The organism is Vibrio viridaestus (genome assembly GCF_003856525.1).
GTDB lineage: Bacteria > Pseudomonadota > Gammaproteobacteria > Enterobacterales > Vibrionaceae > Vibrio > Vibrio viridaestus.
Genome location: NZ_RJVQ01000005.1, coordinates 247,681 through 274,209, shown reverse-complemented (window position 1 = coordinate 274,209; position 26,529 = coordinate 247,681). Strand labels below are relative to the sequence as shown.

At 40.9% G+C, this 26,529-nt stretch carries 26 protein-coding genes; 19 read left to right on the top strand and 7 right to left on the bottom strand.

Features of this window, described 5'->3' with window-relative positions; all coding sequences use genetic code 11:
• Nucleotides 1-3 precede the first annotated feature (3 nt).
• From EES38_RS13545 to paeA, 14 genes are all read left to right on the top strand, one after another.
• A complete protein-coding gene (locus EES38_RS13545) occupies nt 4-879 on the top strand; it encodes a metal ABC transporter permease (RefSeq protein WP_124937744.1) in 876 nt (291 codons plus the stop codon).
• An 11-nt stretch (nt 880-890) separates the two neighbouring features.
• Complete coding sequence (locus EES38_RS13540) at nt 891-1,769, top strand: metal ABC transporter substrate-binding protein (protein ID WP_124937743.1); 879 nt, start codon at nt 891-893, stop codon at nt 1,767-1,769.
• A gap of 21 nt (nt 1,770-1,790) precedes the next feature.
• Entirely contained in the window at nt 1,791-2,177 is a 387-nt protein-coding gene (locus tag EES38_RS13535; RefSeq protein ID WP_124937742.1) for a GTP-binding protein, read from the top strand.
• Nucleotide 2,178: 1 nt separating this feature from the next.
• Nucleotides 2,179-2,553: a CobW C-terminal domain-containing protein gene (locus tag EES38_RS13530; protein WP_124937741.1), complete on the top strand. Its 375-nt coding sequence runs from the start codon at nt 2,179-2,181 to the stop codon at nt 2,551-2,553.
• 236 nt (nt 2,554-2,789) lie between these two features.
• On the top strand, nt 2,790-4,004 hold the full coding sequence (gene zigA / locus EES38_RS13525; protein WP_208020446.1) for a zinc metallochaperone GTPase ZigA: 1,215 nt from the start codon (nt 2,790-2,792) through the stop codon (nt 4,002-4,004).
• Nucleotides 4,001-4,669, top strand: coding sequence for a DUF1826 domain-containing protein (locus EES38_RS13520; protein WP_124937740.1), 669 nt, complete (start codon nt 4,001-4,003; stop codon nt 4,667-4,669). Before zigA ends, EES38_RS13520 begins: the two co-directional genes overlap by 4 nt.
• Nucleotides 4,670-4,719: 50 nt before the next feature.
• Nucleotides 4,720-5,205, top strand: coding sequence for a Fur family transcriptional regulator (locus tag EES38_RS13515; protein ID WP_124937739.1), 486 nt, complete (start codon nt 4,720-4,722; stop codon nt 5,203-5,205).
• An 18-nt stretch (nt 5,206-5,223) separates the two neighbouring features.
• Nucleotides 5,224-6,549 carry a dihydroorotase gene (locus tag EES38_RS13510; protein WP_124937738.1) on the top strand — a complete coding sequence of 442 codons (1,326 nt, stop codon included), beginning with the start codon at nt 5,224-5,226 and terminating at the stop codon, nt 6,547-6,549.
• 18 nt (nt 6,550-6,567) lie between these two features.
• Complete coding sequence (gene folE2, locus EES38_RS13505) at nt 6,568-7,473, top strand: GTP cyclohydrolase FolE2 (RefSeq protein WP_124937737.1); 906 nt, start codon at nt 6,568-6,570, stop codon at nt 7,471-7,473.
• A gap of 81 nt (nt 7,474-7,554) precedes the next feature.
• Nucleotides 7,555-8,454 (top strand): LysR family transcriptional regulator, encoded by a 900-nt coding sequence (locus tag EES38_RS13500; RefSeq protein ID WP_124937736.1) that lies wholly within the window; start codon nt 7,555-7,557, stop codon nt 8,452-8,454.
• A 101-nt stretch (nt 8,455-8,555) separates the two neighbouring features.
• Nucleotides 8,556-8,972 (top strand): DoxX family protein, encoded by a 417-nt coding sequence (locus EES38_RS13495; protein ID WP_124937735.1) that lies wholly within the window; start codon nt 8,556-8,558, stop codon nt 8,970-8,972.
• Between the two features lie 156 nt (nt 8,973-9,128).
• On the top strand, nt 9,129-9,551 hold the full coding sequence (locus EES38_RS13490) for a hypothetical protein (RefSeq protein WP_124937734.1): 423 nt from the start codon (nt 9,129-9,131) through the stop codon (nt 9,549-9,551).
• Nucleotides 9,552-9,651: 100 nt separating this feature from the next.
• Entirely contained in the window at nt 9,652-9,822 is a 171-nt protein-coding gene (locus tag EES38_RS22170; RefSeq protein ID WP_166434269.1) for a hypothetical protein, read from the top strand.
• Nucleotides 9,823-10,028: 206 nt separating this feature from the next.
• Nucleotides 10,029-11,330, top strand: coding sequence for a polyamine export protein PaeA (gene paeA, locus EES38_RS13485; protein ID WP_124937733.1), 1,302 nt, complete (start codon nt 10,029-10,031; stop codon nt 11,328-11,330).
• A gap of 3 nt (nt 11,331-11,333) precedes the next feature.
• On the opposite strand, the gene EES38_RS13480 is transcribed toward paeA, so the two are convergent.
• The 3 genes from EES38_RS13480 to EES38_RS13470 form a co-directional block, all read right to left on the bottom strand.
• The gene (locus EES38_RS13480; RefSeq protein ID WP_166434268.1) at nt 11,334-13,172 is read right to left on the bottom strand and encodes a diguanylate cyclase; all 1,839 of its coding nucleotides are present in this window, start codon (nt 13,170-13,172) and stop codon (nt 11,334-11,336) included.
• A gap of 270 nt (nt 13,173-13,442) precedes the next feature.
• Nucleotides 13,443-14,204, bottom strand: a complete 762-nt coding sequence (locus EES38_RS13475; protein WP_124937731.1) for a DUF481 domain-containing protein — start codon at nt 14,202-14,204, stop codon at nt 13,443-13,445.
• Nucleotides 14,205-14,447: 243 nt separating this feature from the next.
• Nucleotides 14,448-15,059 (bottom strand): TorD/DmsD family molecular chaperone, encoded by a 612-nt coding sequence (locus EES38_RS13470; RefSeq protein ID WP_124937730.1) that lies wholly within the window; start codon nt 15,057-15,059, stop codon nt 14,448-14,450.
• 357 nt (nt 15,060-15,416) lie between these two features.
• On the opposite strand from EES38_RS13470, the gene EES38_RS13465 reads away from it, so the two are divergent.
• On the top strand, nt 15,417-17,285 hold the full coding sequence (locus tag EES38_RS13465) for a methyl-accepting chemotaxis protein (RefSeq protein WP_124937729.1): 1,869 nt from the start codon (nt 15,417-15,419) through the stop codon (nt 17,283-17,285).
• A 48-nt stretch (nt 17,286-17,333) separates the two neighbouring features.
• Here EES38_RS13465 and EES38_RS13460 read toward each other — a convergent pair whose 3' ends face one another.
• Nucleotides 17,334-18,029 (bottom strand): DNA-3-methyladenine glycosylase I, encoded by a 696-nt coding sequence (locus EES38_RS13460; protein ID WP_124937728.1) that lies wholly within the window; start codon nt 18,027-18,029, stop codon nt 17,334-17,336.
• 176 nt (nt 18,030-18,205) lie between these two features.
• Between EES38_RS13460 and EES38_RS13455 the strand changes: the two genes are divergently transcribed.
• Together EES38_RS13455 and EES38_RS13450 are read left to right on the top strand one after the other, a co-directional pair.
• Nucleotides 18,206-18,973: a substrate-binding periplasmic protein gene (locus EES38_RS13455; protein WP_124937727.1), complete on the top strand. Its 768-nt coding sequence runs from the start codon at nt 18,206-18,208 to the stop codon at nt 18,971-18,973.
• Nucleotides 18,974-18,985: 12 nt separating this feature from the next.
• The gene (locus EES38_RS13450) at nt 18,986-21,376 is read left to right on the top strand and encodes a putative bifunctional diguanylate cyclase/phosphodiesterase (protein ID WP_124937726.1); all 2,391 of its coding nucleotides are present in this window, start codon (nt 18,986-18,988) and stop codon (nt 21,374-21,376) included.
• 5 nt (nt 21,377-21,381) lie between these two features.
• Here the strand turns inward: EES38_RS13450 and EES38_RS13445 are convergent, their stop codons facing one another.
• Complete coding sequence (locus EES38_RS13445; RefSeq protein WP_124937725.1) at nt 21,382-22,884, bottom strand: EAL domain-containing protein; 1,503 nt, start codon at nt 22,882-22,884, stop codon at nt 21,382-21,384.
• Between the two features lie 246 nt (nt 22,885-23,130).
• Here EES38_RS13445 and EES38_RS13440 point away from each other — a divergent pair, with 246 nt between their 5' ends.
• Entirely contained in the window at nt 23,131-23,796 is a 666-nt protein-coding gene (locus EES38_RS13440) for an SDR family oxidoreductase (RefSeq protein WP_124937724.1), read from the top strand.
• A 74-nt stretch (nt 23,797-23,870) separates the two neighbouring features.
• Here EES38_RS13440 and EES38_RS13435 read toward each other — a convergent pair whose 3' ends face one another.
• Both EES38_RS13435 and EES38_RS13430 read right to left on the bottom strand, forming a co-directional pair.
• Complete coding sequence (locus EES38_RS13435; RefSeq protein ID WP_124937723.1) at nt 23,871-25,535, bottom strand: phosphoethanolamine transferase; 1,665 nt, start codon at nt 25,533-25,535, stop codon at nt 23,871-23,873.
• Nucleotides 25,532-25,888, bottom strand: coding sequence for a diacylglycerol kinase (locus EES38_RS13430; RefSeq protein WP_124937722.1), 357 nt, complete (start codon nt 25,886-25,888; stop codon nt 25,532-25,534). Before EES38_RS13430 ends, EES38_RS13435 begins: the two co-directional genes overlap by 4 nt.
• Before the next feature lie 132 nt (nt 25,889-26,020).
• Here EES38_RS13430 and EES38_RS13425 point away from each other — a divergent pair, with 132 nt between their 5' ends.
• Nucleotides 26,021-26,527 carry a cytochrome b/b6 domain-containing protein gene (locus EES38_RS13425; protein WP_124937721.1) on the top strand — a complete coding sequence of 169 codons (507 nt, stop codon included), beginning with the start codon at nt 26,021-26,023 and terminating at the stop codon, nt 26,525-26,527.
• Nucleotides 26,528-26,529: the final 2 nt, after the last annotated feature.

The following is a 26,529-nucleotide window of genomic DNA, read 5'->3' as shown; positions in this document are numbered from 1 at the left end:
GATATGACGACGATGCATATTTTTGACGCATTTATTGAGTTTGGTTTTATGCGCAGGTCTTTGGTGGCTTGCCTAGCTCTTTCTGTCAGCCTTACTCCATTGGGCGTTTTCCTTTTACTAAGACGCATGAGTTTAATTGGTGATGCGCTATCTCACGCGGTTCTTCCTGGTGTTGCGATTGGATACCTTTGTGCGGGGATGTCTCTATTAGCTATGGGGCTTGGAGGCTTTATCGCTGGTTTGGTTGTGGCTATGAGTTCCAGTTGGATAAGCTCTGCAACGAAACTACATGAAGATTCGACGTTTGCAGGGTTATATCTTGGCTCTTTGGCCTTAGGGGTCACACTTGTATCTCTGCGTAGTTCAGGTGTTGACTTATTACATTTGTTATTTGGCTCTCTGTTAGCGGTTGATCATGAATCATTGATCTTCATCGGAATTATTACTTCCATAACGATTTTAGCACTGGCTGTATTCTACCGAGCGATCGTATTCGAATCGTTTAATGCCGCCTTTTTGCAAGTCAGGAATAAGCGCTTTCCATCGTTGGTTCATGGACTATTTATGGCTTTGGTCGTAATGAATCTTGTCGCTGGCTTTCAGATTCTAGGTACATTGATGACAGTAGGCCTAATGATGTTGCCTGCGATATCAGCTCGTTGTTGGACAAACCAACTACCTGTCACTCTGCTTATCGCTGTATTTATCGGAATTATCAGCTCGTTTCTGGGGCTACTATGGTCGTGGTATCAATCTATTCCAGCAGGTCCAGCTATCGTCCTGACAGCAACAATTCTCTTTCTTTTCTCAGTTTTCTTCGGTGCTGAGAAAGGCATTTTCCCAGTCAGAAAAAGTAAAAAAGTACTTTCTATTAATTAAGGAATATCAATATGAAAATTTGGCAGACTGCTGCGTTAACTTTAGCTGTTGCCGCTAGTCCTTCACTTATGGCGAAAACTCTTGATACAGTGGCTAGCTTTTCAGTCTTGGCGGACATTGTTAAACAAGTCGGTGGCGAGCACGTCAATGTGACATCGCTTGTTAAGCCAAATGGTGACCCGCACACGTTTGAACCTGCACCAAAAGACAGTGTTACGCTCAAAAAGGCTGATGTCGTTTTTGTTAGCGGCCTTGGTCTGGAAGGATTTATGGATCGTCTGGTTAAATCGTCTGGTTATCAAGGGGAAGTGGTTACTGCTTCGAATGGTGTGAAGACTCATACTATGGTTGAAGATGGTGAAACTATCACTGACCCACATGCTTGGAACAGTGCAGCGAATGGCGAAATCTACGCGCGCAATGTGATGAATGCATTGGTAAAAGCCGATCCTGAAGATGCGGATTACTTTAAAAAACGTGGTGCTGAATACATTCAAAAACTTGAAAAGCTGGATACCTGGGCAAAAGAACAGTTTGCTAATATCCCTCAGGAAAAACGAAAAGTACTTACCAGTCACGATGCATTTGGCTATTTTGGTTCCGAATATGGCGTGAAATTCCTTGCTCCAGTTGGATTCTCTACTGAAGCTGAGGCGAGTGCTAGCGATGTTGGTGAGTTGATTCAGCAAATTAAATCTGAGCATATCAAAACGTACTTTATTGAAAACCAAACTGATCCTCGTTTGGTAAAACAAATTGCGTCTGCGACAGGTGCACAACCTGGTGGCGAACTTTATCCAGAATCGCTAACGGATAGTAAGGGTGAAGCACCAACATACGAAGCAGCTTTTACTCATAACGTAGAAACGATTGCTGCAGCAATGAAGTAATTAGTGCGATAGGCTAAATCAGTGGAACTTACGATACCGGTGCTAATTATCAATGGATTTCTTGGCGCCGGAAAAACAACGTTACTTCGAAATCTCTTAACAAAACACGCTCAGGCTGATGTTACGCCTTACGTTATTGTCATTGATATGAGCGAACTCGAAGTTGATGGTGTTGTTATTTCCAATACCGATATCGTGAGTTCTACGGATAGTAACTTTGTTTCTCTTACCGGAAGTAACCTAAATGGTGCTTCCGGTATAACCCAGATCACTCATGCTTTCGATTCCCTAAATTTTTCAAAGGCGAAAAATCCGTGGCAAATTATTGAAACGTCAGGAAGTACTCATCCTGTCCATCTCATTGAGCCGATATTCTTTTCAAGCCTTTTGGTTCTAAAAAAGCGATAAAGTGACGGCAGATAATATAAAAGCCATAGCACAAACTTCACATACGATTAATCCCTATATTGCGGATCAAAGCTCATCATGGGGTTCCCTAAGCTGGGATACGATTAAAGCATTACCTGAATATAACTTTCATTTGGTTGAGAAAGTCTCGTTGGAATTACGACAAAGAGAGGAAGAAGAGTCGGTAATAACCACTATGGTTTTAAACGATGATCGTCCGTTTCATCCCCAACGCTTGTGGCAAACGTATCTAGAACATTTACCAAATGATGTCTATCGGAGTAAAGGATTCTTTTATCTTCCGACCAGAGATAGTCAGGCTCTTATGTGGAATCAAAGTGGTGCTAGCATCGGGTTAGAAATTGTAGGGCATTAGCGAGAGCATATTTTACATCAGCCTGAAAACTCGTTATCTGAGAATGAAAAACAGATTTTAAGAGAAAAAATTAAGGCGGTTAATAGCTGCTTGGGAGAGGGAGAATCATTTTCAGATCCTTGGCCCAAATGAAAATCTATTGATTAATCCTTATTAAGATCAGCATTCGACGAGTTGTAAATAATAATTGTTATGTTATAACATAACTAAAAATAAGTTCCTGAGAGCAATAACAAATGAGCATAAGTCAAAATACCAAGTTACCTGTAACCGTATTATCCGGTTTTTTAGGTGCAGGTAAAACAACCGTACTGAGTCATATATTAAATAACCGAGCCGGACGTAAAGTGGCGGTTATTGTTAATGATATGAGCGAAATTAACATCGATAGTGAAATAGTTAATCGCGACTTATCACTAAATCGTAGCGAGGAAAAGCTCGTTTCGATGAGTAATGGTTGTATCTGCTGCACATTGCGAGAAGATTTACTCGTCGAGGTGAGTCGTCTTGCTAGTGAAGGTCGATTTGACTATTTAGTTATCGAATCGACAGGAATCGCCGAACCTCTTCCTGTTGCTGAAACATTTACCTTCGCCGATGAAGATGGTATTTCCCTGGGTGATGTCGCTCAACTCGATACCATGGTGACAGTGGTAGACGGCATGAATTTCCTTAAAGATTATGAAGAAGCAAAAGATCTTCAGGAAACTGGTGAATCTCTAGGAGAAGAAGACGAACGAAGTGTTGCCGATCTTCTTATCGAACAAGTGGAGTTTTCTGATGTGATATTGGTCAGCAAGACCGATCTTGCATCTAATGAGCAGATACAAAAACTGATGGCTGTTCTTCGTAGTTTAAATACCCAGGCGAAAATCATTCCAATTAGCCAAGGCAATATTGATGTGAACCAAGTGTTGGGGACAGGGCTCTTCAGTTTTGAAAAGGCTCAGCAGGCTCCGGGATGGTTGAAAGAACTCCGTGGTGAACATACTCCGGAAACGGAAGAATACGGTATTGGCAGTTTTACCTTTGTCGCTCGTAAGCCGTTCCACCCGAAAAAGTTCTTCGAACTGCTCGATAATCTACAAAACTTTGGCACGTTACTCCGTTCTAAAGGCTATTTTTGGCTGGCGTCCAGACCTGAATTCGCAGGACTGTGGAGTCAGGCTGGTGGTGTAGCCCGACATGGGTTTGCAGGCATGTTTTGGCAGGCTGTTCCTAAAGAGCATTGGCCTGATGATGCCGAGAGCCTTGAAGCAATCCAATCTAGCTGGACAGAACCATTTGGCGATTGTCGTCAGGAACTTGTCTTTATTGGTCAGAATTTGGATCAGAAGGCGATGACGGCTGCTTTGGAAGAGTGTTTACTTGATGATAATGAGCTTGAACTAGGCCAACAGCATTGGAAAACGCTCGATGATCCATTTCCTGAGTGGGGCTATGCTTCATGATGTCTACAGCACAAATTCAAAATGAAAGACTGACAGAATGCACTTATGACTCATACATTAGAGGTGAGAGCCCATTGGTTCTCACTCGTATTTATGACGAGCGCTATAATTTAGCCGTTTGGAACCGAGTCCTACCTTCATCGTTCGTTGATGCCTTGGATCGAGACCTGAAGCAAGGTGCACAGGTTAAGCTAGCTGAGGCAGTTTCTATCGAAGATGTCAGAGAAATAATAGGCAATAAGTTGGAGCAGTTTTCTGCGTCTGACGTGCTTGTTCAGCATATCTATGAATTGGTTGAGATGTTTTCACTACTGTTCGATTTAAAACGAGTGGGACTGCGTTTGAGAACAATGGATAGCGCAATGTGTCCTCGTTTTCACGTCGATAAAGTGGGGTGTCGGTTGGTCACTGCTTTTGTTGGTGCCGGTACGGAGTGGTTAGAAAATCGATACGTCAATCGATCATTGTTAGGAAAACCAAGCATTACCGAAAGTGATCTTTTCAGCGGCAGCAGTTGTTCAATCAATAATATTGACACTGGACACGTGGCATTATTGAAGGGTGAGCAATGGGCGGGCAATGAGGGTAATGGCATTGTTCATCGCTCGCCTACTGTTAAGCCTGAGCAACGTCGTTTGTTGATGACACTGGATATTATTGATTAGAAGTATTGAACTTGCGATCCCATTGAAATGATTAAAAGGAGTGTGTGGAAATGGCGACGATTCAGCAGGTAGTCGAATTAGCCGAGCGAAGTTGTCGAACGCATGGCTCACAATTAACGCATAAAAGACGAATTGTTTTGTGTAGTTTGTATCGATCATCCAAAGCGTTGTCTGCTTACGAATTAGTGGATTATTGTAAAACCGCTTACGATGAAATCATTCCAGCCATGTCTGTCTATCGCATATTAGATTTTCTTCAAGACATGCATTTGGTACACAAACTTCATATGGTCAATAAGTTTGTCGTCTGTAGCGATATCTTGCGTGAACCTCGTCGTCATTGTTCTGTATTTTATGTATGCAAAGTTTGTCATCGAATCAAAGAGGTCTCGGTTGATGATTCGGTGTTAAAACAGCTAGACACTACGAGTAAGCCAAATGATTTTGAGGTGATTTCACCTCAGGTCGAGCTTGAATGCATATGCAGTGATTGCATCTCCAATAATCAAGAAGAAAGGAAAGTTAAGCCGCATTAACCAGAACAAAGGTAATTCATGAGAGAAACATTAATCAGAGGGGCGACTCTTGTAAATGAAGGTAAGAGTTTTATTGCCGACGTGCGGATAAAGGATGGATTTATAGACGCTATTGCTCCTTTTATTCCGCCAAATCGAAATGACCAAATTATTGAAGCTGATGGCTTGTATTTGTTGCCTGGAATGATTGATGATCAGGTCCATTTCAGAGAGCCTGGATTAATTCATAAAGGGCGAATAGCAAGTGAATCAAAGGCCGCCGTCGCAGGTGGTATCACCAGCTATATGGAAATGCCTAATGTGAATCCATCGACAACCACCAATCGAGCGCTTCAACAAAAGATAAATATTGCCGCTTCTTCTTCGTTAGCTAATTATTCATTCTATCTTGGGGCAACGGAGGATAACCTTGAGCAAATTAAATCGGTAAATCCTCGTACAGTTTGTGGTATTAAAGTGTTTATGGGAGCGTCAACAGGGGATCTTTTGGTAGAAAACCCAACGGCATTGGAAAACATATTTGCTCATTCTCCTATCCCAGTTGTAACGCATTGTGAGGACTCTCGTGTCATTGCGGAGAATCGACGTAAAGTTAAACATGAGGCCACTATTTTCGATCACCCGATTATTCGGGATACCGAAGCTTGCTATGCATCGTCGTCATATGCTGTTGACTTAGCCAAGCGACATGGCACTCAATTACATGTTCTCCACTTGACGACAGAAAAAGAGCTGTCTCTTTTTAGTGCGGGCGATATTGCGACTAAATCTATTACCGCGGAAGTGTGTGTGCATCATCTGTGGTTCTCTAGTCAAGACTATCAAAATCTCGGAAATCTAATTAAATGCAACCCAGCGGTGAAGCAAGAAAGTGATCGCCAAGCCTTAATTAGAGCCGTCAACAGTGGGAAAATCGATATCATTGCCACCGACCACGCTCCCCACACATGGCAGGAGAAACAAGTCGATTATTCCGCCTCTCCCGCAGGGATGCCATTAGTGCAACATGCCTTACTTTCCCTTCTTGAACATGTCAAACGCGGTAATTTTTCTATCGAACTGGTTGTGCAAAAAGCTAGCCATAATCCAGCACTTCGGTTTGGTATCGAAAAGCGTGGCTTTTTGAGAGAGGGTTACTATGCTGATTTGGTCTTGGTGGACCCAAATGGCGGAACTAACGTTGACCAAGAAGAACTGTATTATCACTGCCAGTGGACACCTTTTACAGGGACGCTATTTTCATCCCGAATCGTATCCACTTGGGTGAACGGAACGTTAGTATTTGATGGATATCGAATTCATGATCTTAGTATTCCCAGCCAACCTCTATTATTTCAACGTTAGTCTTTGCAAGAGAATTTTATGGATAACTATCATACGCTACCCGATATCACCACAACGGATCGGATCGCTCAACAGAACAGTTTACAGTGGGTTGGAATGGAAGGTATTTCGGTCCCGATTAAGTTGGTCACTGATGACTCAATAATAGACGTATCTGCCACAATAAATGTATTTGTTAGTCTCGATGACGCGACTGCTAAAGGTATCCATATGTCGCGTTTATATCTTAAGCTGAATGAACATTTAGCGGGCAAGGTAGTCAGGAACGACAGTATTGGTTTGTTGTTAGAAGAGCTTTTGAGTTCACAACAGGGGCTAAGCTCTTGCGTTAAACTCGATCTTACATTTGAATATACATTAAAAAAGAAGGCTCTCATTAGTGAGCTCTACGGGTATCAACATTTTCCGGTCAGTATTACCGTTGAAAAGAGGCCTAGTGGCGTTGAGTATTTCTCCTCTTATACTATTCCTTACTCGAGTACTTGCCCTTGTTCTGCTTCGCTATCACGACATTCTTATTGTGAATCGATCGAGTCTGCATTTCCCGGATCAACGATAGACAAACAGGCGCTTTTAAGTTGGTTGAGTGAAGTGTCTGATGCTATCGCGACACCTCATAGTCAGCGCTCTTTCGCCTATATAAAACTCACTTCTAGTCAAGCTCCATTTGAGCATATCGAAACTATGCTGCGTCATTTTGAATCCGTTTTAGCAACATCTGTACAGACAGCAGTTAAAAGGGTTGATGAGAAGGCATTTGCTGAACTCAATGCCAAAAACTTAATGTTTTGTGAGGACGCGGCCCGAAGAGTAAAAATCGCTTTGGAATCATTAAAGCATGTAAATGACTATTGGTTTAAAGTTGAGCATCAGGAAAGTTTACATGCGCACAATGCTGTTGTGATTGACCAAAAATATCGATGAATCAAGATACTTGAGTATCTAAAGTTGTTCTATGAGAGCTGACTATGAGTATAATCAATCCGTTAGCATGGGGGAGTATGTATGGAGCGGATTGATTGTGATCGTATGTTTGTTGCGGTCATGGAGCTGGGTAGTTTTACTAAGGCGGCCGAACGTATAGGCACGAGTAGTGGGCAAGCGTCAAAACTCATATCAAAACTAGAGCAGAATCTGGGTGTACAGCTATTGAAAAGAACCACACGATCTCTCGTTCCTACGGATGTTGGTCGCGCTTACTATGATGGTATCAAACAAATCCTGGATAATTTTGATGCACTGGATGATTCCGTTCGCAATTCAGCGCAAACCCCATCTGGGCGCTTAAGAGTCTCGGTTCCTGTTACATTTGGTATCTCGGTACTCACTCCCCATTTTATGCAGTTTGCCAAAAGTCACCCTCGCATATCGCTTGATATCAAGTATGAGGATAGAGCAGTTAATATAGTGGATGAGGGCTATGACCTTGCGCTACGCGTTGGACTTTTGAACGACAGTAGTTTAATTGCAAGAAAACTCACCGATATTCGTGTCATGACTGTCGCCAGTCCCGCTTATCTTGAGCGCTATGGTACGCCAACACAACTGAGTGATTTAGCTGAGCACCACTTAGTTATCGATTCGAACTTCAGAGACCCTAATCACTGGACGTTTAATAATGAAAAAGGCGAGATTGTTTATGTCCGAGTTGACGGGCGTTTACGATTTTCTAATGCCACGGTTTGCCAGCAAGCGGCAATTGATGGGCTTGGTATCACGAAACTGCCTTCCTTTGTGGCTAATGAAGCTATAGAAGCTGGTTTGCTTTCACCTATCTTGGAAGATTTTGAGGTAGCCGCGTTGGGACTGTTTGCACTTTATCCTCCTTCCAAGCACTTAGCTCAAACCTCGCGAGCGTTTATCGATTTTCTTGTTCAGCAGTTGAGAGAATCTAGAGATTGGTAATTACTTCCAATATGGAAATAAATATCCCCAAATCAAACGGATAATCTTTGTTTAGGAAGTAAGGTAAAGTACTCCTATCAACTTCAAGAGAGGATTTTACTATGACAGATTCAAGAACCGCACCTTATGCAGCTTTGTTGCTACGTGTATCCCTAGCTATCTTATTTTTTGCACACCTTGGCTTAAAATACTTTGTCTTTACTCCTGCTGGTACTGCACAATTTTTCCAATCACTTTCATTACCTGGTTGGCTTGCGTACGTAACAATGATTTGGGAATTACTTGGAGCAATCGCTTTATTGACTGGCTTCTATACTCGTATTGCTGCTGTAGCAATGGTTCCTGTTCTATTGGGTGCTATCGCGACGGTCCATGGCCCAGCTGGTTTCTTCTTCACTAACGCAAACGGCGGTTGGGAATATCCTGCATTTTGGATCATTGGTCTGATTGCACTTGCACTCATTGGTGATGGACCATACGCAGTAAAACCAACAGACAAACTATTTTCAAAAAAATAAGCTAGTCTAATCAACTCCTTTTCTTCTAGCGGACTCACTGTAGTCCGCTTTTTTATTTTCTTAAGTATTTATTAAGAATCTTTCGTTATTGTAGCCTCACTAAAATTGGATGGGCTTGTTCAAAGCTGATTCTGGCAAAATAATGGTGGTGGTGAAATGCAAAAGACTCTTTACTCAACAAGCCTAATGCTTATCCTGCTGCTTTCTTTTAGTGTTAAGGCTCAGCAGACTAATATGTTCGAACGCCAACAAGGTTATGTCGTAAACTCAGGTAGTCTCAATTCAGATCTTCCACAGAAAAATCTGGTTAGCCAACATCAAGGCGCTAGAGAGTTTCAGAATCAATATGGGTTAACTCTGGGTATGTCTGCCTACGTTGTATCGAGTGCTGCTGATAATTTTGAAGGCGATAACCTCCAACCGGAAGATTGGAACAACGTGGTTATGAGTGCCGCTTTATCATCATTGTCACAATACGCACTATCGCTTGCCGATCCGCGTGGGAACATGTCCAACGTCTCTGTTAGCCCGATCATTAATAAAGAGGGTGTTGGTGTGGCCGTATCGGTGAAGTTTTGAAATGACTCGCTGCTGACATTTCTTTACACATCACGCTATAGATTTATTCTCATCGTTAATATAGTATTAATTGAACGGTGTTCGATTGAGGTTTTAAATCATGTTTAGACTATTTATCATTGGTGCGCTATCGGTATTAATGACGGCATGTGTTGCCCCTTTCTGGGGACCTCCAGGCGGTGGGCCTGGCGGACCTGGCGGTCCTCACTTTGACGGTGGGCATGACCGCGGCTATTCCCAATCAATGGGTGACCGTGGTTATCGTCATTAAGTCGAGTTGATATAGAATCAAGACAAATCTGGCCGGAGTAATATTGCATTACTCCGGTTTTTATTTGCAGAAAATGAATGGCATCAAGTTTTATAATTTAGCTCTAAAAGTACTAACACAACTACAAAGTAATCACTATAATAGCGCGCAAATTAATCAGGGCATGTCTTTACCCCTCGTCGTAACGTGTTCCTACCGGAGATATCATGAGTGATTTAGTTAGTATTATTGTTCTCATTGCGGTGAGCGCATTGTTTGCGATGTCAGAAATTTCGATCGCAGCCTCGCGCAAAGTTAAGCTGCGAGTTATGGCCGATGATGGCAATGCTCGAGCTGCTGCCGTACTTAAGATGCAAAATGATCCCGGTGCATTTTTCGCTATGATTCAGATAGCGCTAAATGCGATTGCTATTTTAGGCGGTATTATTGGTGAAGAAGCACTCACCCCTTATATTAAAGAGCTGATCAGCCTAGTTTACCAAGGTGGACTTCTTGATAAAGTAAGCTTCATGATCTCGTTCTTCATGGTTACGGGGCTGTTCATTCTTTTTGCCGATTTATTACCAAAACGAATCGCAATTATCATGCCTGAGACTGTTGCCATGAGAATAGTCATGGTGATGCGAAATGTTACCTTAGCTTTGACCCCCTTGGTGTGGTTTTTTAATGGCGTGACAAATCTTATTTTGCGTATATTCAACCTTCCAACTGAACGTGAAGAAGTCGTAACAACTGAAGATATCATTGCAATGATGGATGCGGGAGCGAAATACGGCAGTCTTCAGGAGCAGGAATATCAGTTAATTGGTAGTGTGTTTGAGTTAGAAAATCGAACCGTAGCCAGCGCTATGACTCCTAGGGATCAGATCATCTATATTGATGTAGATGATAGTGGCGATGATATTAGCCAGAAAATTATTGAACACCCTCATAATGACTTTCTAGTTTGTGATGGAAGCCTTGATCACATTCTTGGCTCGGTTGAATCAAAAGAAATTCTGCGTTTGGTTCTTCGTGGTGAACTTGAACACATAAAACCAACACAAATAGAAAAAGATATCTTCTATTTACCTGAGACTCTATCACTGTCTGAGGCTCTCAACAGCTTTAAGATTGCTCCACAACCATTTGCGGTTATTGTTAACGAATATGCGACTGTTGTTGGTATTGCAACGGTTAAAGACCTATTGAGTAGCTTCATGGGTGGGTTGATCACCCCACAAGATGAAGAGCAAATAGTCCAACGTGATAAAGAATCTTGGTTAATCGAAGGCTTAACGTCAATTAATGATGTTGCTAAAGCGTTAGATATTGATGATTTCCCTGGTACAGAGCAGTACGAGACGATAGCGGGCCTGATGATCTATCAGTTGAAAAGACTACCAAAGAGAACCGACTTCTTCATTTATGAAGGTTATAAATTCGAAGTTTTAGACCTAGAGGGGGTTCGTGTTGAGCAAATTTTGGTGACGAAATTGGATTCAACGGCAAAGTCTAGCGCAATATAGTTCTCAGGCTGAAACGACTTTATTCCTCCCGGTTTGTTTTGCCTCATATAAAGCCGCATCAGCTGACTTGAGCAGTTGATGTGCTTGCGCCAAATCAGAAACCTTGCCACACGAAACGCCAATACTGACTGTAAAGCGAACCCCTTGTTCAACAAGTTGCTGCTCAGATGAACTTTGCTGTTCTATGGTGATTCTTATCTGCTCAGCCAGATTAATAATCGACTGCTTGTTTTTTTGCAGAAATATCAGACAGAACTCTTCACCACCATAACGCACTGCAACGTCACTTTCTTCTTGTTTATGCTGCTTTATGATATTAGCAACAAATCGAATACAGTCATCTCCACAAAGGTGACCATACTGATCGTTAATCATTTTAAAATGATCGATATCGATCATCAGTACACATAGCGGTGTATCTGTTAAAGAAGATTGTTGCGCCAATAAGGGTAGAGTAGTATCGAGATGACGTCGGTTTGAAAGCGCAGTGAGTCCATCGGTTTGACTCAATTGATGTAATTCTTTATTCGCATCTTCTAGCTCGATTAGTGTCAGCTTTAGCTCCTTCGTTTTTTCCATCACTTTTGCTTCAAGCTCGATCCGAGCGTTACGTTCAGCAACGAGAGCGCGTTGTTGGGCTAATACCTCTTTCTCCTTTGCATCTTTAGCGTGCATGGTTAGTTGTATCGATTTCTTTTGTTCGTCAAGTAAAGCCAATCTTTGCATTTTTATTCGATAGGCCAGTGCCATAGACAATAAAAATACCTCGATAACAAAACCGACAAACTGAATATGTAAAGCGATAGGTGTGTAGGACGTGTAACCAATTAAACACAACATCAGATAAAAAGTTGCGAGGATGACGATACACCACGCGAATAATAAAAACTTGGCAGCAGCATCACCTTTGTACCAGCAATACACTGAGACTAAGAGTACAGTTAGGCAACTGACGATACCCATAAAATCAGCGAAATAAATGAAGAGCGGAGATTTGAAAGCCAGAGTAATTAATGCAATAAATATCCATGAAACGATCACCATGTTTGCCAGCAAATTAGGCCAGCCACGATACCTATTTAGTTGAAGAAAACTTTTTATAAATAGAGCTGCGCTTAGAAATGCGCATGATATGAAAAAGTAAAAAGCGTATTGATTAATCCAAGCAAAATGATGCCATATATACGCTGTGCCAATTCCGCTAATGAAAAGAGTGTACCCAATGAGGCAGAGAATATAACCACAGTAAAATGCATAAGATTTGGATTTCAGATAAATGGCGATAATCAAGTTATAAGCGAGTATGGCCAGCAGAATACCAAAGAAGCCACCGTAAAGAAATTGAAGACGGTGATTGTGTTGTTCAAACGGAACCTGTTTGGTTAGGGTAATCGGGACGATAGTTTTATCAGAACCTTTTAACTGTAGGAAAAAGGTGATGGGAGAAGCCGCTGGTAAATCTACCTCCATTGAAAATGGGATAGAGTTAATCGAATCTTTCTCTGTTTGCCAATGGTCAACTCGATTTATGAATTGCCATGTATTCGAAATAGTGTCGTATGTGTAAATTTCAAGAAAGTTTAGGGTTGGCCAAGGGATGTTTAGTACCCACTTATCGTGTCCCAAATCGCTTTCTGTACTAACTGTAAATTTAACCCAGGTAAAACCCGAATACGAACCAAGGTTAAGCGTTTTATGACCAATATCTTTCCAGTCTGCTGCTGGGAAAGCTGCTGCTAAATTAGATGGGTGTTCAATTTGGCGGAGCGTTTTAAGGTACTGACCAGAATGGATAATTATTACCGAGTCAGTACTGCTGTTGAGGACATTCTCATACGCCATTTGAGATGGCGAGATTATTTCCTTTGCATGTGCATACTGAGGTATAGCAAAAGTGCAAAGTAAGAAAAAAATACTTATTGATAACCGAAAAATGGTATGTAAAGGCATCACATCCCTTGTGACGTCACTATGTAATAAGATGCTTAATTATAACGAATATAAAATAAACGTCAGCTACTAATTATCTATACCGATTTCAGTGGGAAGTAAGTAGACGTGGAGTTGAATAGCTGTAAAGAATAAGGCTCCACATTAGGAGCCTCAGAATGATTAAAACCCATATGTAAGATTGACCGAGCTGTATATCTCGTCGTGACTATCATCACTGGATACATCGGTGTTATAGATGTATTGGGTGTCAAGAACCAGAGCTATATTGTTCACTAACTTGTTGGTGACGTTCGCACCCAGTGTGTACGTGGTATTCGATTCACCATAATCAACATTGGCATCTCCACCAACCGACAAGTTGTCTGTAATTTTTGATGCTCCCTGGATGAAACCATTTGCAATAATGTCATTTTCTTCCTGGTTTGGATAACTACTATCATCTGCCTGACGTTTGGTGTATCGGTAACCAGGGCCCCCACCGATACTGAGTTGCGTCGCTTTTGTATCAATAATCTTGTGTTCCAGACCAGCTGTTACAGAATAGGTATGGCGGTATGTCTGATACTGTGTATGTTGATATTCGTTATCAATAAAGAGTGCGTTGATAGGATCAAGATCATAAGAAAATTTGTAACTCAACGCATACTTATTAACACCATCATCATCATCGCTTGAGTTAGTATAGTAAGTGCTCGCTTTGAACTCATGAGAAAATTCATCTGGCTTATATTTGAGGTTTAGACCAGAATTTAGCGAGCTTGAAGTATCGCTTGCTTTTGAATATAGAAAACCGAGTTTTGCAGTTCCGCTTAAAGCGTCCGCCGCCTTGTCTTGGTCACTATCATCTGCTGCTGATGCACAGGCTGAAAAACCGCTAATGAGTAAAATACTCAAAGCAGGAAAAATACACTTTTTCGTCATTAGATGATTTCCCCCTAGTTGTTATTAATATCAAGCTAAGGAACTATGAGATTTGGCATGTCAACACAAAGTGATATTTGTGTTAGTTAGAATGGTATAAGCAAAAAGGTATATATCGAAGTTATTTATGCTGGTCGATGAATTTATAACACGAATTTCTTAGCTGTTTTTGCTGTATTACCCATATTAACTGAGTGGACATGTATTGTGCTGGATTTAAAGCAGCACAATATTACATCTGGACTACACGACCGGAAGGTAGTTAGTTTTAATCAGCACTCTTGCAGAATACTTCTTTTGCAGTAGTGATAATAAATCTTGTGTTCCTTTGGTTAATTGAATGTAGGCGTCTTGACGCGATTCTTGTTGCATTTTACTAATAAAAAATGGGAACCAAGGAAGAAGATACTCGCCGAGCAGTTCAGACACGTGTTGATCTTGGTCGTCGTCAATTAGCATCGCCAGAACCATCAACATCAATCCAATGTGGTCTTCAGGGTCTGTTGCGTTTTCTCGGAGCTTTAATCCGCAATGCTCGATGAATTCACTGTAGCTTGTTGTCGCGGATCCAAAAAGTGGGTTGCCGTTATCGAGGTATACCGATGACCAAGGTGGCACGCAGTATGGGAACTGTTGAGTAAAAAGACGATCATATTCTTGGATAAGCGCGTATTTATCAGCATGTTTAAACGCATTAAGAACGGTATTTATGTCGTCTATTGGTGTTTCAACATCATGCTGAAAATAGGTGTTTAACTGAACTTTATCAAAATCACTTGGCGAGTAATAGAAGAGTGCTCCATATAATCGACAAACAATGACCAGTTCTCCTTGTTGTAATTCACTTAATTGCACTTATTTACCTATTAAAATATGTCACGGGAAATTCGGTTCTTAAGATACCTCTAAAACAGAAAAAGTTCTACCTAGTTGCTTGTTTATCCTTATGTGCAACCGGTTTCTATGAGATGTGTTAGATTTATAAGTATGTGATTTATTCATTGAAAATCAGTTAAATACTCATCTTGTTACTCATATTCTTTGAGTTACATCTCGAAATTTAAATTTCATAAAATATATAAGTAAAATCTTTTTTCTAAAAATGTACTATTTTGTATAAAGATTAAACATCATCAGACGATAATAACTAATAAGTAAATAAAAGTGTCTCCTACTACAACGTTCTGTTTCTATTAGCTAAGTGTGGATCCTATGATAAAGAGAATTAACCTGTTCTTCCTGGCCATTTTGGCTGTCTTAATTGTGTTAAGTGGTTTTGGTGTTTATCAGTATCTGGCCGGATGGCGAACAGATAATGTGAAAGAATCTGATGCTGTTATTGTCAACACCATTTCTCAAGCCTATACCACTGTTTTAGGTTCGTTGGGTGCTCAGTCTCAGGCCTTAGCCGATTCCGTTTCATTTAACCCTAACGAAAACTTCGACCAAGACAAAGTGTTGTCGATGCTCAGAAATATTCAGAAAACGAACCCTGCATTTCAGGATGTTTACATTACAAATGATAAAGGCGAATTATACGGCACATTAAATGGTGGTGGTTGGTTAGCGAATTTTAGTGCTCGTGAGCTAAAACGTGAGTGGTTTGTCAGTGTGATGGACCACGATGTCCCGTTTAATGTGAGTACTCCGTATAAGTCGCGAGCGGGTTATCTGGTGATCACGATTAGTTCTGCAATCATCCAGAATAATAAAAAAGTCGGTGTGTTTGGTATTAACGTTGCTCTGTCTGACGTCATGCCTGAGTTTGGCTTGAGCTATGCGATAGCGGATAAAGAAGGGCAAGTACTTTTGTCTGATGGTTTGGCGAAAGACTGGTTATATAAAGATATTTATGAAGTGAGACCCGTGTATAAGGAAGCAGGAGAGGAACCTCTTCAATATCAGGCACCTTCAGAAAAATGGTTTAGTGTTTCGAAGCACACCTTAAGCGACGGCAATATTGTATTCACTATTCTCGATTTAGACCGAGCGGTTACCACAGCAAATCACCTTATCACTCTAATGATTTCTGCTTTGGTTATTATTGGCGTCATTCTGGCTATCTGTGTTTATATCATTCTGAAAAGAGAACTTAGATATCTGCCTAATGTGGTTAATGTCTTGGGGGATATGGCACAGGGCAAATTTAACTCATTTGATATCCCGAGTGCGAATAATGAACTCGACATCATCACGAGTTCTTTGACGAAGCTTCAGACCAGTGTTGCAGGTGTTGTTAATGCGTCTGATTCGGTACTATCTCAGTTGAGTGTGAATCAAACTCAAATTTCAGAAGTCATTAAAACAAACTATAAAAACGCACAAAACGAATTAGCTGAGATAGAGCAGGTTGCTACAGCAGCAACCGAACTTTCGGCTACTGCGGGAGATGTTGCTCAGAATGCTCAGGAGGCTGAATCGTCTACTACGATCAGTATGGAAGTTATCGAATCAAGTACTCAAACGTTGCGACGTTCTGAGGAGATTTCAGCCAGAGTTAGTGAATCGATGGGTAAATCCGCTGAATTAGTTAATGAATTGAGATTGCATGCTGAAAGTATCAGCTCGGTAGTGGAGGTCATCAATAACATTTCAGAACAAACCAATTTGCTCGCACTTAACGCGGCTATCGAAGCTGCAAGGGCTGGAGAGCAAGGCCGTGGCTTTGCAGTGGTTGCAGATGAAGTTAGGGCGCTAGCAGCCAAAACACAGCAGTCTACCGTTAATATTCAAAATATTATTGTGCAGCTACAAGAGCAATCACAAAAAGCGGATGATTATATGACTCATAACTCTGAGTTGGTTGGCGAATCACATCAGATTACTCAAGAAATCGCTGAAGCATTTAGCCTAATTCGGGACAAAGTCTCGCTACTATCGGAGGTGAATTCGATGGTTGCTACTGCCTCGGAAGAGCAGTCGTCCGTAACACAGGATATATCACAACGCTTAGAGCAAATTAATACGATTGTTCAGAATAACTTAGAGAATACGGAGCAAACGTCTACCGCGAATGACGATATTTCAGGATTAGTGATTACATTGAAAAAAGAACTTTCATTTTTTAAAAGCAGTATCTAATCCAATAGCTTAACTATTTAGTAAGGTGGCTAATATCAGCCACCTTTTTTATTGAGCGAATCGCGTGTTATCGCCAACGCTATAGGCGATGATCTGACTAATCTGAGTGAATGGAAGCCCGGATTGCTGTTGCCATTCTGTGAATGCCTGATTGATCGATATCAGCGTTTTTTTACTAACGGATGACGTATTGATGATATCGGTATTTCTGAGGTATGCCTCAATATCAGAAGTCAGCAAGAATGTATCCACTCCCATTTGACGAAGGGAATAGGGGCCCGTATTTCCACCTAGCCGTTTACCGTGTTTTTTTAAATAAAGCCAAAGTTCTGAGATAGAGTCAGAAGGCCAATTTGCTATCATCTCGCTAAACGATCCATGTTCGCGTCGAGCTTCAACTATCATCTGCGCGTTGTGCGGAATTGACATTACTTTGGTGAGATGACGGATTATTCTTGGGTCTTGAGCTTTGCTCTCCCATTGTTCATCTGATAACAGCAGTAAAGAATCAGGATTGAACTTAAAGAATACTTCTTCAAAGGCTGGCCACTTTTTTCTCACCACATCCCAGCGAATACCGGACTGGAAAACCTTAAGACTAAATCCTGCTAACCATCTATCTTCGGTGATGTCTGCAATTTGGTCTTTACTCAGTGGGCTAGAGAGTAATTTATTGAGGTTATCCTTTCCTCCTTTTCGCTCTAGAGCACGCTGCTGTATTGTTGAGAAACGTTCTTGAGTCATACATACCTGCTTATTAATTGTTTATTTGAGTCGATTTTTCTCACAAATACGACTTGTTTTGTCGATAATTTTATTCATAAAGTGATAGTTAGCCATAAATTCATACTTGCCTATTGAAATACAAAGGAATAATTCCCTAATATGAGACTAATAAAACGAACACAAAAACTAACAACATGAAATTTGGCTTTCTGTCTTCTCAACTTCTCTTGCTCTGTTTATTTTTTACTTCTGGCAGTAAAGCGAGTGAACCCTTGGTTTTTTATGCGGTTGATTACCCGCCATATCTTATCGTCGACTTAGAAAAAAATACCATCTCAGGGGTTGATATAGAAGTTGTTCGTGCTGCTTTTTCAGAAATGGGGCAACCGGTAACATTTAAAGTCTTGCCGTGGAAGCGTATATTAAAGCTCATGAAAGCCGGAGAGATAGCCGGAACAATGTCGTGTAGTATTCGTCAATCGCGCAAGTCATTTATGTATTTCAGTGATCCAATCAGTGCCCCTCGTCAGGTCGCGATAACGTTGAAGTCTACAGATACTACTGAAATCTCGAAACTGGATGATCTCAAACATTTTTCTGTTGTTGCTGTCGATGGTTGGGGTGTTCAAACCCAGCTTAAAGATGCAAATATTCCCCATGACTTAACAAAAGATCTTCGTTCCGGATTAATCAGTATTGCCTATCGTGGCATTGACGTTTTTTATGGACCGGAAAATCCCGTATTTTATCAGGCAAAATCAATGGGACTCTTTAAAGATATAAAAGCGACATACCTTGACGATGTCGGTCCACTTCATCTGCATTTATGCGTAAGTCAAAACTATCCACATAGCAGTGAGATCATAAAAACATTTAATCAGGGGCTTAGGAAAATAAAAAATAATGGGCATTATCAAAAGATTAGAGCAAAATATTTTGGTTACTCAGAAAGCACCTTATAAAGGGTGTCAACGTTGAAAACAGGTATAGCAACCCGGCAGGCATTGTATGTTATGTTACTCGCGCTTGGATGTGGGATTATTTCCGGAATAGCGCAAGTCTATCTCGATATCACCAGTGAACGGAGTAGGCAGCTCGATAATCTAGAAAGGTTTGTCAGTTTACACCGACCGGCATTAGCAAGTGCGGTTTATAACTTGGACAAAAAACTTGCAGAAGAAGCACTGCAGAGTTTGGCCCATAACCCAATTATACAATCGGCTTCGTTAATTGACGATTTTGGTGATTCACTAGCAACTGTGACTAACAACAAAACCGACAAGCCTAACTGGGTCGCTAAGCTCGGTGCTTACTTTATCAATATCCCGGCTGAAAAGCGGTATAAATTAGACATTTCAAATTTAAAGCAACGGTTCGCAACACTTCAGGTGTCTTTAAATGAAATCAGTCTAGTTGAAGGTATTACGTCTAGGGCGACCATCATACTGACATCAACCGTCCTGTTTACGGCTATTTTAACCGTCTTGATTCTCTTTGTGTCCTATCTTCTACTCTCCAAACCTATAGTCAATATTGCTCATTGGATTGGTGGCGCTAAAACTCGAGCGGATATAGAGAATCCGCCCTACGCGATCAAGGATGAGCTTGGCTTGCTGGTGGAGCGCTTTCAGTTTGAATGGCAAGCTAATCATGCAGCATCCGCTAAACTTGAAGCTGCTATTGAGCAAATCAGTCGAAACGAAAAGTTTTCTCGCTCACTTATGGAAAACTCAGGCGATGCGATGTTTTTGTGTAGGCCATCAACAGAAATTTGTCAGGTAAATCGTTTAGCCGTCGAAATTACAGGTCAGCCCAGCAGTGAGATTGTTGGAAAATATGCGTTCTCATACAGTGAGTTGTACGATTCTGATGAAATGCAGAACATTTTTGCCCAAACAGCAAATGAGGCTGTGGTTGAGTACGAAGATGTCTATTTTAAAGACACCAGCCACTACCTGGAATGCCGCGCTGTTGCCTTGACGTTGAGTGCTGAGGACTACGTGTTGGTCAATGTCAGAGACGTAACCAGGCGTAAGTTGGCAGAAAGACAAATTTATCAAATGGCCTATTTTGATTCACTGACCAATTTAGCGAATCGAAGAATGCTAACGGAAAAACTAGAAAGTGAGATGGAATCTCACATTAAGAATCATCAGTATGGAGCTTTACTGTATTTTGATTTAGATAGGTTTAAATATATCAATGATTCAATGGGACATATGGTTGGTGATTCGTTACTAAAAGAAATCTCGACCAGACTGAGACAGATAGCACCCAATCAGTCTATGGCATCAAGACTAGGCGGAGATGAATTTGTACTCGCACTGTTCCAATTAGCGGATAAGTCTATCGTGGCGGCTGAAAAGGCACAGCTCCTTGCCCAGCAACTTTTGGAGGTTCTAGCGCGCCCATTTACGTCCGGAGGACTGACTCTACACAGCACGTGTAGTATTGGGATTTGTCTTTTCCCAGGTGATGGTCTTGATGCTGGAGAGTTACTTCGTTGTGCTGATACTGCAATGTATCGAGCAAAAGCGATGGGAAGAAACAGTATAGAGTTTTATCGTCATGAAATGCAGTCAGATGCAACGCAGATCTTGCAGTTAGAGGACGAATTGCACGCTGCATTAAATTATGATCAGTTGGCGATATGGTTACAACCGCAAGTTACTGAGCGGGGAGAGCTGTTTGGCGCTGAAATCTTAGTACGCTGGAACCACCCGACTAAAGGATTAGTTATGCCAGGTGCTTTTATTCCTCAGGCTGAAGAGAGTGGGTTGATTGTCGACATTGATAAGTGGGTTTTACGAGAAAGCATTCGTTTTCTAAGTCACTGTAGAGAGCAAGGCCTAATGGCCAATTTGGGTAGGGTATCCATCAATATAAGTCCTATTCATTTTCAACAGGTCGATTTTGTCTCCTATATTCTCAATCAGCTCCGTAACTTTGATCTTCCGGGTGACTTCATCGAGTTAGAAATTACCGAGAATATGTTACTTAACAACTTCGACATCGCGACGAATAAGATGGCTACCCTGAAGCAAGCTGGCGTTACCTTCGCGATTGATGATTTTGGTACTGGATATTCTTCCTTGAAATATCTAAATGAGCTTCCGTTAGAAGTGCTCAAAGTCGACCGCTCGTTTGTTCAGGGATTAAGTGCGAGTAAAAGTACCCAGCCCATCATTGAGGTTGTTATTACAACGGCTACTAAGCTGGGAATGTCAGTTATTGCTGAAGGCGTTGAAACGCAAGAGCAAGTCGATACGTTAAGCCGTTTAGAGTGCAGTAAATTTCAGGGATATTTCTTCGGAAAGCCGGTTTCAAAAGATCAGTTTATAACACAATGGTTGAACGAGAGTTAGATATCTTAATTAAGTAAATAACGGGCCATGAAATCTTTCGCCCGCATAGGCTTATCAAAATAATATCCCTGATAGTAATCGATATTATATTGTTTGAGATATTCGTATTGATAGAGCGTTTCGATACCTTCTGCGGTAATTCGGATTTTTAATTGCCGGCCAAGGTCAATAACGTTATTTAGTAGCAGTTTTTGGTCATTTTCTTGGCTGATTAGGTCAACAAATGTTTTGTCTATTTTTAGGATATCAAATTTAATTTTTGCGAAATAAAGCAGGGATGAATACCCAGTACCAAAGTCATCCAGAGCGAGTTTAATACCTTCATCTCTCAGTATTTTTAAAGTTTGCTGTAGTAATTCGTCTTCAGGGAGATGAATCCTTTCTGTTAACTCAAGGACCAGTATCGCATCGTAACGCTTGAGTGTCTGAGCGAGTTTGACGCAGTCTTCGATAAATTGACTCTGAGATATCTGAGGTGCACTAATATTGATTCCCACATGAAATTCTTTCGTCGGTAAGCTACCTGATGTGTACAGCATTTGAATCGTTTTTGTTACCAACTGAGAAAAAATGGCCTGAATCTGACCCGATTTTTCCGCTTGCGGAATGAATATATCGGGTGGTATTAACCCTGACTTGCTATTCCATCGAGCTAACACTTCGCAGCCAATTATGCTTCCTTTAGCATTGAATATAGGTTGGTAGTAAGGTTCAAATTCAGATCTTTTGATACCTTTAGCAATTTTATGTGCATTTAGGTCTAAGCGTTTGATCCCACCATATACCCAGTAAGTAATCGGAAATGAGAGGAAGAAAAGAATAAATATAAACTGGCGGTAGTTGGTTAAGGTAAACGTTAAAAATTTGCTGTAAGTAATATCGTAGTGAACCTGATAGCCGTTCATTTCAATGGTGTTATTAATAAACTTTTGCTTGAGATCTTGAGATAGATGAGTGAAACCTGAAGTCGTTATCTCATAGTCCCCTATAACCATGCTAACATCGTAAAAGTGCTCTAGCGTTAACATGATATCTTGAAAAGTTGATAAGTTTATACCGTAAGAAACAACGGTTTTTCCGTCGTCTTTTGATATGTTAAACGCAATGACCGCAGATGTCGGGTCAACAACACTATGTGCAAAGAACATCACTGATCTAAAAGAGTTTGCAGCTTCGCGAATGAAAATGTTTCTTTCACCGTACAATGAGTCACATCGCAAATGTTTATCTTGAACATAGGTTAACGCACGAATATAAGGCTCGTAAAACGTGACCATTTTGGCCTTGCTTGAAAAAGCTTCGCAGTCACCATTGGTCGCAACAAGATCGTCAAAGTAGGCGCGTTCAAACTTCTCTGATAAAGCTGTGATGGAATGAAACCGTTGGGATATGGAAGAATTTGCATTGATTTCAATCGTTCTGTACGCACTGAATAGAACGCCAGCAAGGCAGATCAAATTAACCAAAATAAAGATACATGTAAAGACCGTGAGATTTTTTATGCGCATAAATAATTGATGCTAACTCTTTGTTGTAAGAATAGAGACTATTATTCAAAAAGCAAAGGTTATTATGAATTCTATGAATATTTTAGTATATACTAATCAATAAGATATATTGAGTTTTGTGATGTTAAGCCCATATGCTATATATCGATTTCAGGTGTCTGAGTTTGAGGTTTAGTCATCAAAAGGGTTAACATGGTCGAATAAGCGTTTAAGCAATTCGAAACATCGAGTCAAAAAGGAGTGGGTATGTCCCAGATAGCAGTCATCACAGGAGCGAACCGAGGCATAGGTTTGGAATTAACGAAACACTATGTAGAAATGGGTTGGAAGGTTTACGCTGTGTGTCGGCAGGCAAGCCCCGCTCTTGAAGAACTCGATGTTATGGTAATCAATAATATTGATGTTTCTGATGCGGAATCAGTCGCGCAATTATCAAAAGCGCTAGCACCTTATGAAATTGACTTGCTTATCAATAACGCAGGAATTTTGAGAGATGAGCAATTAGGCTGTCTTGATTACCAGTCCATAGAAGACCAATTTGTCGTTAATACACTTGGTCCGCTCAGAGTAACTGAAGCACTCTTAGGTAATATGTCTAAAGGTAGTAAAATTGCTTTAGTGACCAGTCGAATGGGGTCAATTGCGGATAATTCTTCTGGTGGTCGCTACGGTTATCGAATGTCAAAAGCTGCATTGAATGCCGCAGGAAAATCACTGTCTATTGATTTAAAACCTAGGGGGATCGCAGTCGCTATTCTCCATCCGGGATACGTACAGACTGAAATGGTTGGTGGAAGAGGGAATATCACTGCGCAAGAAGCAGCATTTAGCTTGATTGAGCGAATTAATGCTTTATCTATATCGACCACAGGAACCTTTTGGCACTCCAATGGTGAAGAACTTCCGTGGTAGGAATTTGTGGACTATTTTAGATGAAAAAAGAGACGCAAAAGCGTCTCTTTGTGATGATAAGACAAAGATTGCTTTTAATTCTTAGCCAGTGTGAGAGGGCTATGCGCACGACAGGCTGCGAATATATCGGTTTTACCACGGTAAATATTCGTCGATACGTCCATCACGCCTAGGATAGAATCAAATAGATTATCGTGAGAGAACCCGCCTTTGCCGGCTTCTGTACGAAGACAGCTTTCATCAATATCTTTCGTTTGCTGCATCTGCGGTGATAGCCAAACCATCATAGGGACTCGCTTTTGATAGACTGGAGCGAGCGAATATGGCATCCCATGAAGATAAATCCCATCTTCCCCTAGTGATTCCCCATGGTCAGAAAGATACATCAGACCAGTATTGTATTTGTCTGAGAGAGATTTGAGCTTATTAATTGCCTCTGAAACAACATAATCTGTGTAACGAATCGTGTTATCGTAGGAGTTAATTAACTGTTCTTGAGTGCAATTTTCGATATCTGATCTCGGGCAATCGGGTTGGAAGTACGCAAAATTATCCGGATAACGTTTAAAGTAAGTTGGACCGTGACTGCCAATAAGATGTAAGACAATAAGACGATTTCCGTTTAGGTCGTCAACATTTTTGTCGAAGTCCTGCAGTAAAGCCATATCAAGACAACTGCTATTATCACATAATGGATGTTTATCTGTACGTTCTATATTTTGGTAATTGACGTTAACAGGAATGCCTTTTGATGCACCATCATTTTCTCTCCAAAGCACATCTACGTCCGCTCTTTTCAACACATCAAGTAGATTGTCCTGATGATAGGCCTGTTGCTCATCATAGTCTGCATGATCAAGTCGTGAAAACATACATGGTACAGATATCGCGGTCGCGGTACCGCAGGAGTGCACGTCTTTAAACGACACCATATTCATTTTATCTGTGTATGGCGTCGTATTGCGATGATAGCCGTTATATGGGTAGTTTTGTCCGCGTGCGGTTTCACCTAATACAATAACCATCAAGGTTGGCTTATGATTGCTATCGATATCAGCCACTTGTTTTGCATCCGTTCCGATCGATTTAAATGGAATAGGTTTACTGAAATAGGTATTACGAACATATTTGTCGATACTATGGACATAATACGTAGGAATAATGAGTTTTCTGAGATAGCTGTTATTGCGGCCAACAGAGACATAGTCCTGATAGTACATCGAGGCAATTAATACGATCCCCAAGCAAGCAATTACCATCGTTCCCATTTTTTTAAAGAAAAATGGCAGCACTTTTTCTCGTTTGATTGGAACCCAAACCAATAAGGCAACGGGTAAAATACCGAGTCCTACAATCCAAACGATCGAGGTAATACTGAGGTATGATGAGGCCTCACCTGTATTTGTCTCTAGAATATTTTGTATCATATCGACATCAAAAATAATGCCGTAATTGAAGGTGGCGTAGCAGACAATACTTGATACTAAAATAACGACTGAGAAAAGAAGCTTGGTTATCTTAGGCCAGGTGAAAACACTAAAAATCAACGTTAGCGCAAAGAAGAAGAAGAACGGTATTGAGAATATAAAGCCTTTATCTACCGTTTCCAATTTCGAGAAAATACCCGCTAAGTCTTTGTATATCGGAAGATTCAAGACCAAAGCAAAGTACGCTGCTAATATCATCGTAATAATATGATATGACAGACCTTGATTTTTGATTTTCTTCAGTAGCTTCATAGTAATACCCACACCCAGATAAAGATGGCTAGAAATATCGAGATAAGGACAGCTGCTGAGCCGATATCTTTTGCTCTGCCGCTTAATTCATGAAGCTCATCACTGATTCTGTCCACGACAGCCTCAATCGCTGAATTAAATAATTCGGCAATGAGGACGAAGACAAGCGATGTCACTAAAAAGAGTTGCTCAATAACAGTGATCTTCAGGCTCAAAGCGATTAAGCATAGAGGAACGATTACGATGATTTCCTGACGGAAAGCCGCTTCGTTTTTCCATGCAGCTTTCAGGCCTTGTGCTGAATAGATTCCTGCATAAAAAAGTCTTTTTATACCGATGTTTCCTGGTTTCATGAGAATTAGTCTTATCTACTTTAAAGTTATTGTGCTGAGCACTTTATCTTTTGAGACTTAAGACTCTCTTAAGAAATCAGGATTAATCTGAATTTGATTTCTAAATTATCTTGATGAGTTTAAGAGGCTGAAATGAACAAATTTATTTGGGATCCATGGGTACGATTTACCCATTGGAGTGTGGCAGTGTTATTTATCATTAACTATTTTCTTACAGAAGCGGGTAGCACTATTCATCAATGGGTGGGTTATTCTGCGGCGGTTATCGTACTTACTCGCCTAATATGGGGAGTATTTGTACATTCGCCAGCTAGGCTTACAAGATTCCTCCCTTCTGTTTCAAAAGCAATAGAGCATGTTAAAGACGTTGTGAGAGAGGGGAAAGATGAACACGTGGGTCACAATCCTGCCGGTGCCGTTATGATTTGGTTATTGTGGTTAGGTCTTCTTACTTTAGGTATAACTGGCTTGTTAATGGAAAAATGGGATGGAGTACCTCACTGGCTTGAAGACTTTCACGAAGTCATAGCGAATTTAACATTCTTTGCTGCACTAATTCACGTATCTGCAGTTTTTGTAATGAAAAAATTAACTGGCCGATCTTATCTTCAGGCAATGAAACCATTTCAAAAAAATTAGGC

Excerpts from the sequence above, each read along its gene's own strand:
- EES38_RS13545 (WP_124937744.1), top strand. The coding sequence starts at position 4 with ATGACGACGATGCATATTTTTGACGCATTTATTGAGTTTGGTTTTATG.
- EES38_RS13540 (WP_124937743.1), top strand. The coding sequence starts at position 891 with ATGAAAATTTGGCAGACTGCTGCGTTAACTTTAGCTGTTGCCGCTAGT.
- zigA (WP_208020446.1), top strand. The coding sequence starts at position 2,790 with ATGAGCATAAGTCAAAATACCAAGTTACCTGTAACCGTATTATCCGGT.
- EES38_RS13520 (WP_124937740.1), top strand. The coding sequence starts at position 4,001 with ATGATGTCTACAGCACAAATTCAAAATGAAAGACTGACAGAATGCACT.
- EES38_RS13515 (WP_124937739.1), top strand. The coding sequence starts at position 4,720 with ATGGCGACGATTCAGCAGGTAGTCGAATTAGCCGAGCGAAGTTGTCGA.
- EES38_RS13510 (WP_124937738.1), top strand. The coding sequence starts at position 5,224 with ATGAGAGAAACATTAATCAGAGGGGCGACTCTTGTAAATGAAGGTAAG.
- folE2 (WP_124937737.1), top strand. The coding sequence starts at position 6,568 with ATGGATAACTATCATACGCTACCCGATATCACCACAACGGATCGGATC.
- EES38_RS13500 (WP_124937736.1), top strand. The coding sequence starts at position 7,555 with ATGGAGCGGATTGATTGTGATCGTATGTTTGTTGCGGTCATGGAGCTG.
- EES38_RS13495 (WP_124937735.1), top strand. The coding sequence starts at position 8,556 with ATGACAGATTCAAGAACCGCACCTTATGCAGCTTTGTTGCTACGTGTA.
- EES38_RS13490 (WP_124937734.1), top strand. The coding sequence starts at position 9,129 with ATGCAAAAGACTCTTTACTCAACAAGCCTAATGCTTATCCTGCTGCTT.
- EES38_RS22170 (WP_166434269.1), top strand. The coding sequence starts at position 9,652 with ATGTTTAGACTATTTATCATTGGTGCGCTATCGGTATTAATGACGGCA.
- paeA (WP_124937733.1), top strand. The coding sequence starts at position 10,029 with ATGAGTGATTTAGTTAGTATTATTGTTCTCATTGCGGTGAGCGCATTG.
- EES38_RS13480 (WP_166434268.1), bottom strand. The coding sequence starts at position 13,172 with ATGGCGTATGAGAATGTCCTCAACAGCAGTACTGACTCGGTAATAATT.
- EES38_RS13475 (WP_124937731.1), bottom strand. The coding sequence starts at position 14,204 with ATGACGAAAAAGTGTATTTTTCCTGCTTTGAGTATTTTACTCATTAGC.
- EES38_RS13465 (WP_124937729.1), top strand. The coding sequence starts at position 15,417 with ATGATAAAGAGAATTAACCTGTTCTTCCTGGCCATTTTGGCTGTCTTA.
- EES38_RS13460 (WP_124937728.1), bottom strand. The coding sequence starts at position 18,029 with ATGACTCAAGAACGTTTCTCAACAATACAGCAGCGTGCTCTAGAGCGA.
- EES38_RS13455 (WP_124937727.1), top strand. The coding sequence starts at position 18,206 with ATGAAATTTGGCTTTCTGTCTTCTCAACTTCTCTTGCTCTGTTTATTT.
- EES38_RS13445 (WP_124937725.1), bottom strand. The coding sequence starts at position 22,884 with ATGCGCATAAAAAATCTCACGGTCTTTACATGTATCTTTATTTTGGTT.
- EES38_RS13440 (WP_124937724.1), top strand. The coding sequence starts at position 23,131 with ATGTCCCAGATAGCAGTCATCACAGGAGCGAACCGAGGCATAGGTTTG.
- EES38_RS13435 (WP_124937723.1), bottom strand. The coding sequence starts at position 25,535 with ATGAAGCTACTGAAGAAAATCAAAAATCAAGGTCTGTCATATCATATT.
- EES38_RS13430 (WP_124937722.1), bottom strand. The coding sequence starts at position 25,888 with ATGAAACCAGGAAACATCGGTATAAAAAGACTTTTTTATGCAGGAATC.
- EES38_RS13425 (WP_124937721.1), top strand. The coding sequence starts at position 26,021 with ATGAACAAATTTATTTGGGATCCATGGGTACGATTTACCCATTGGAGT.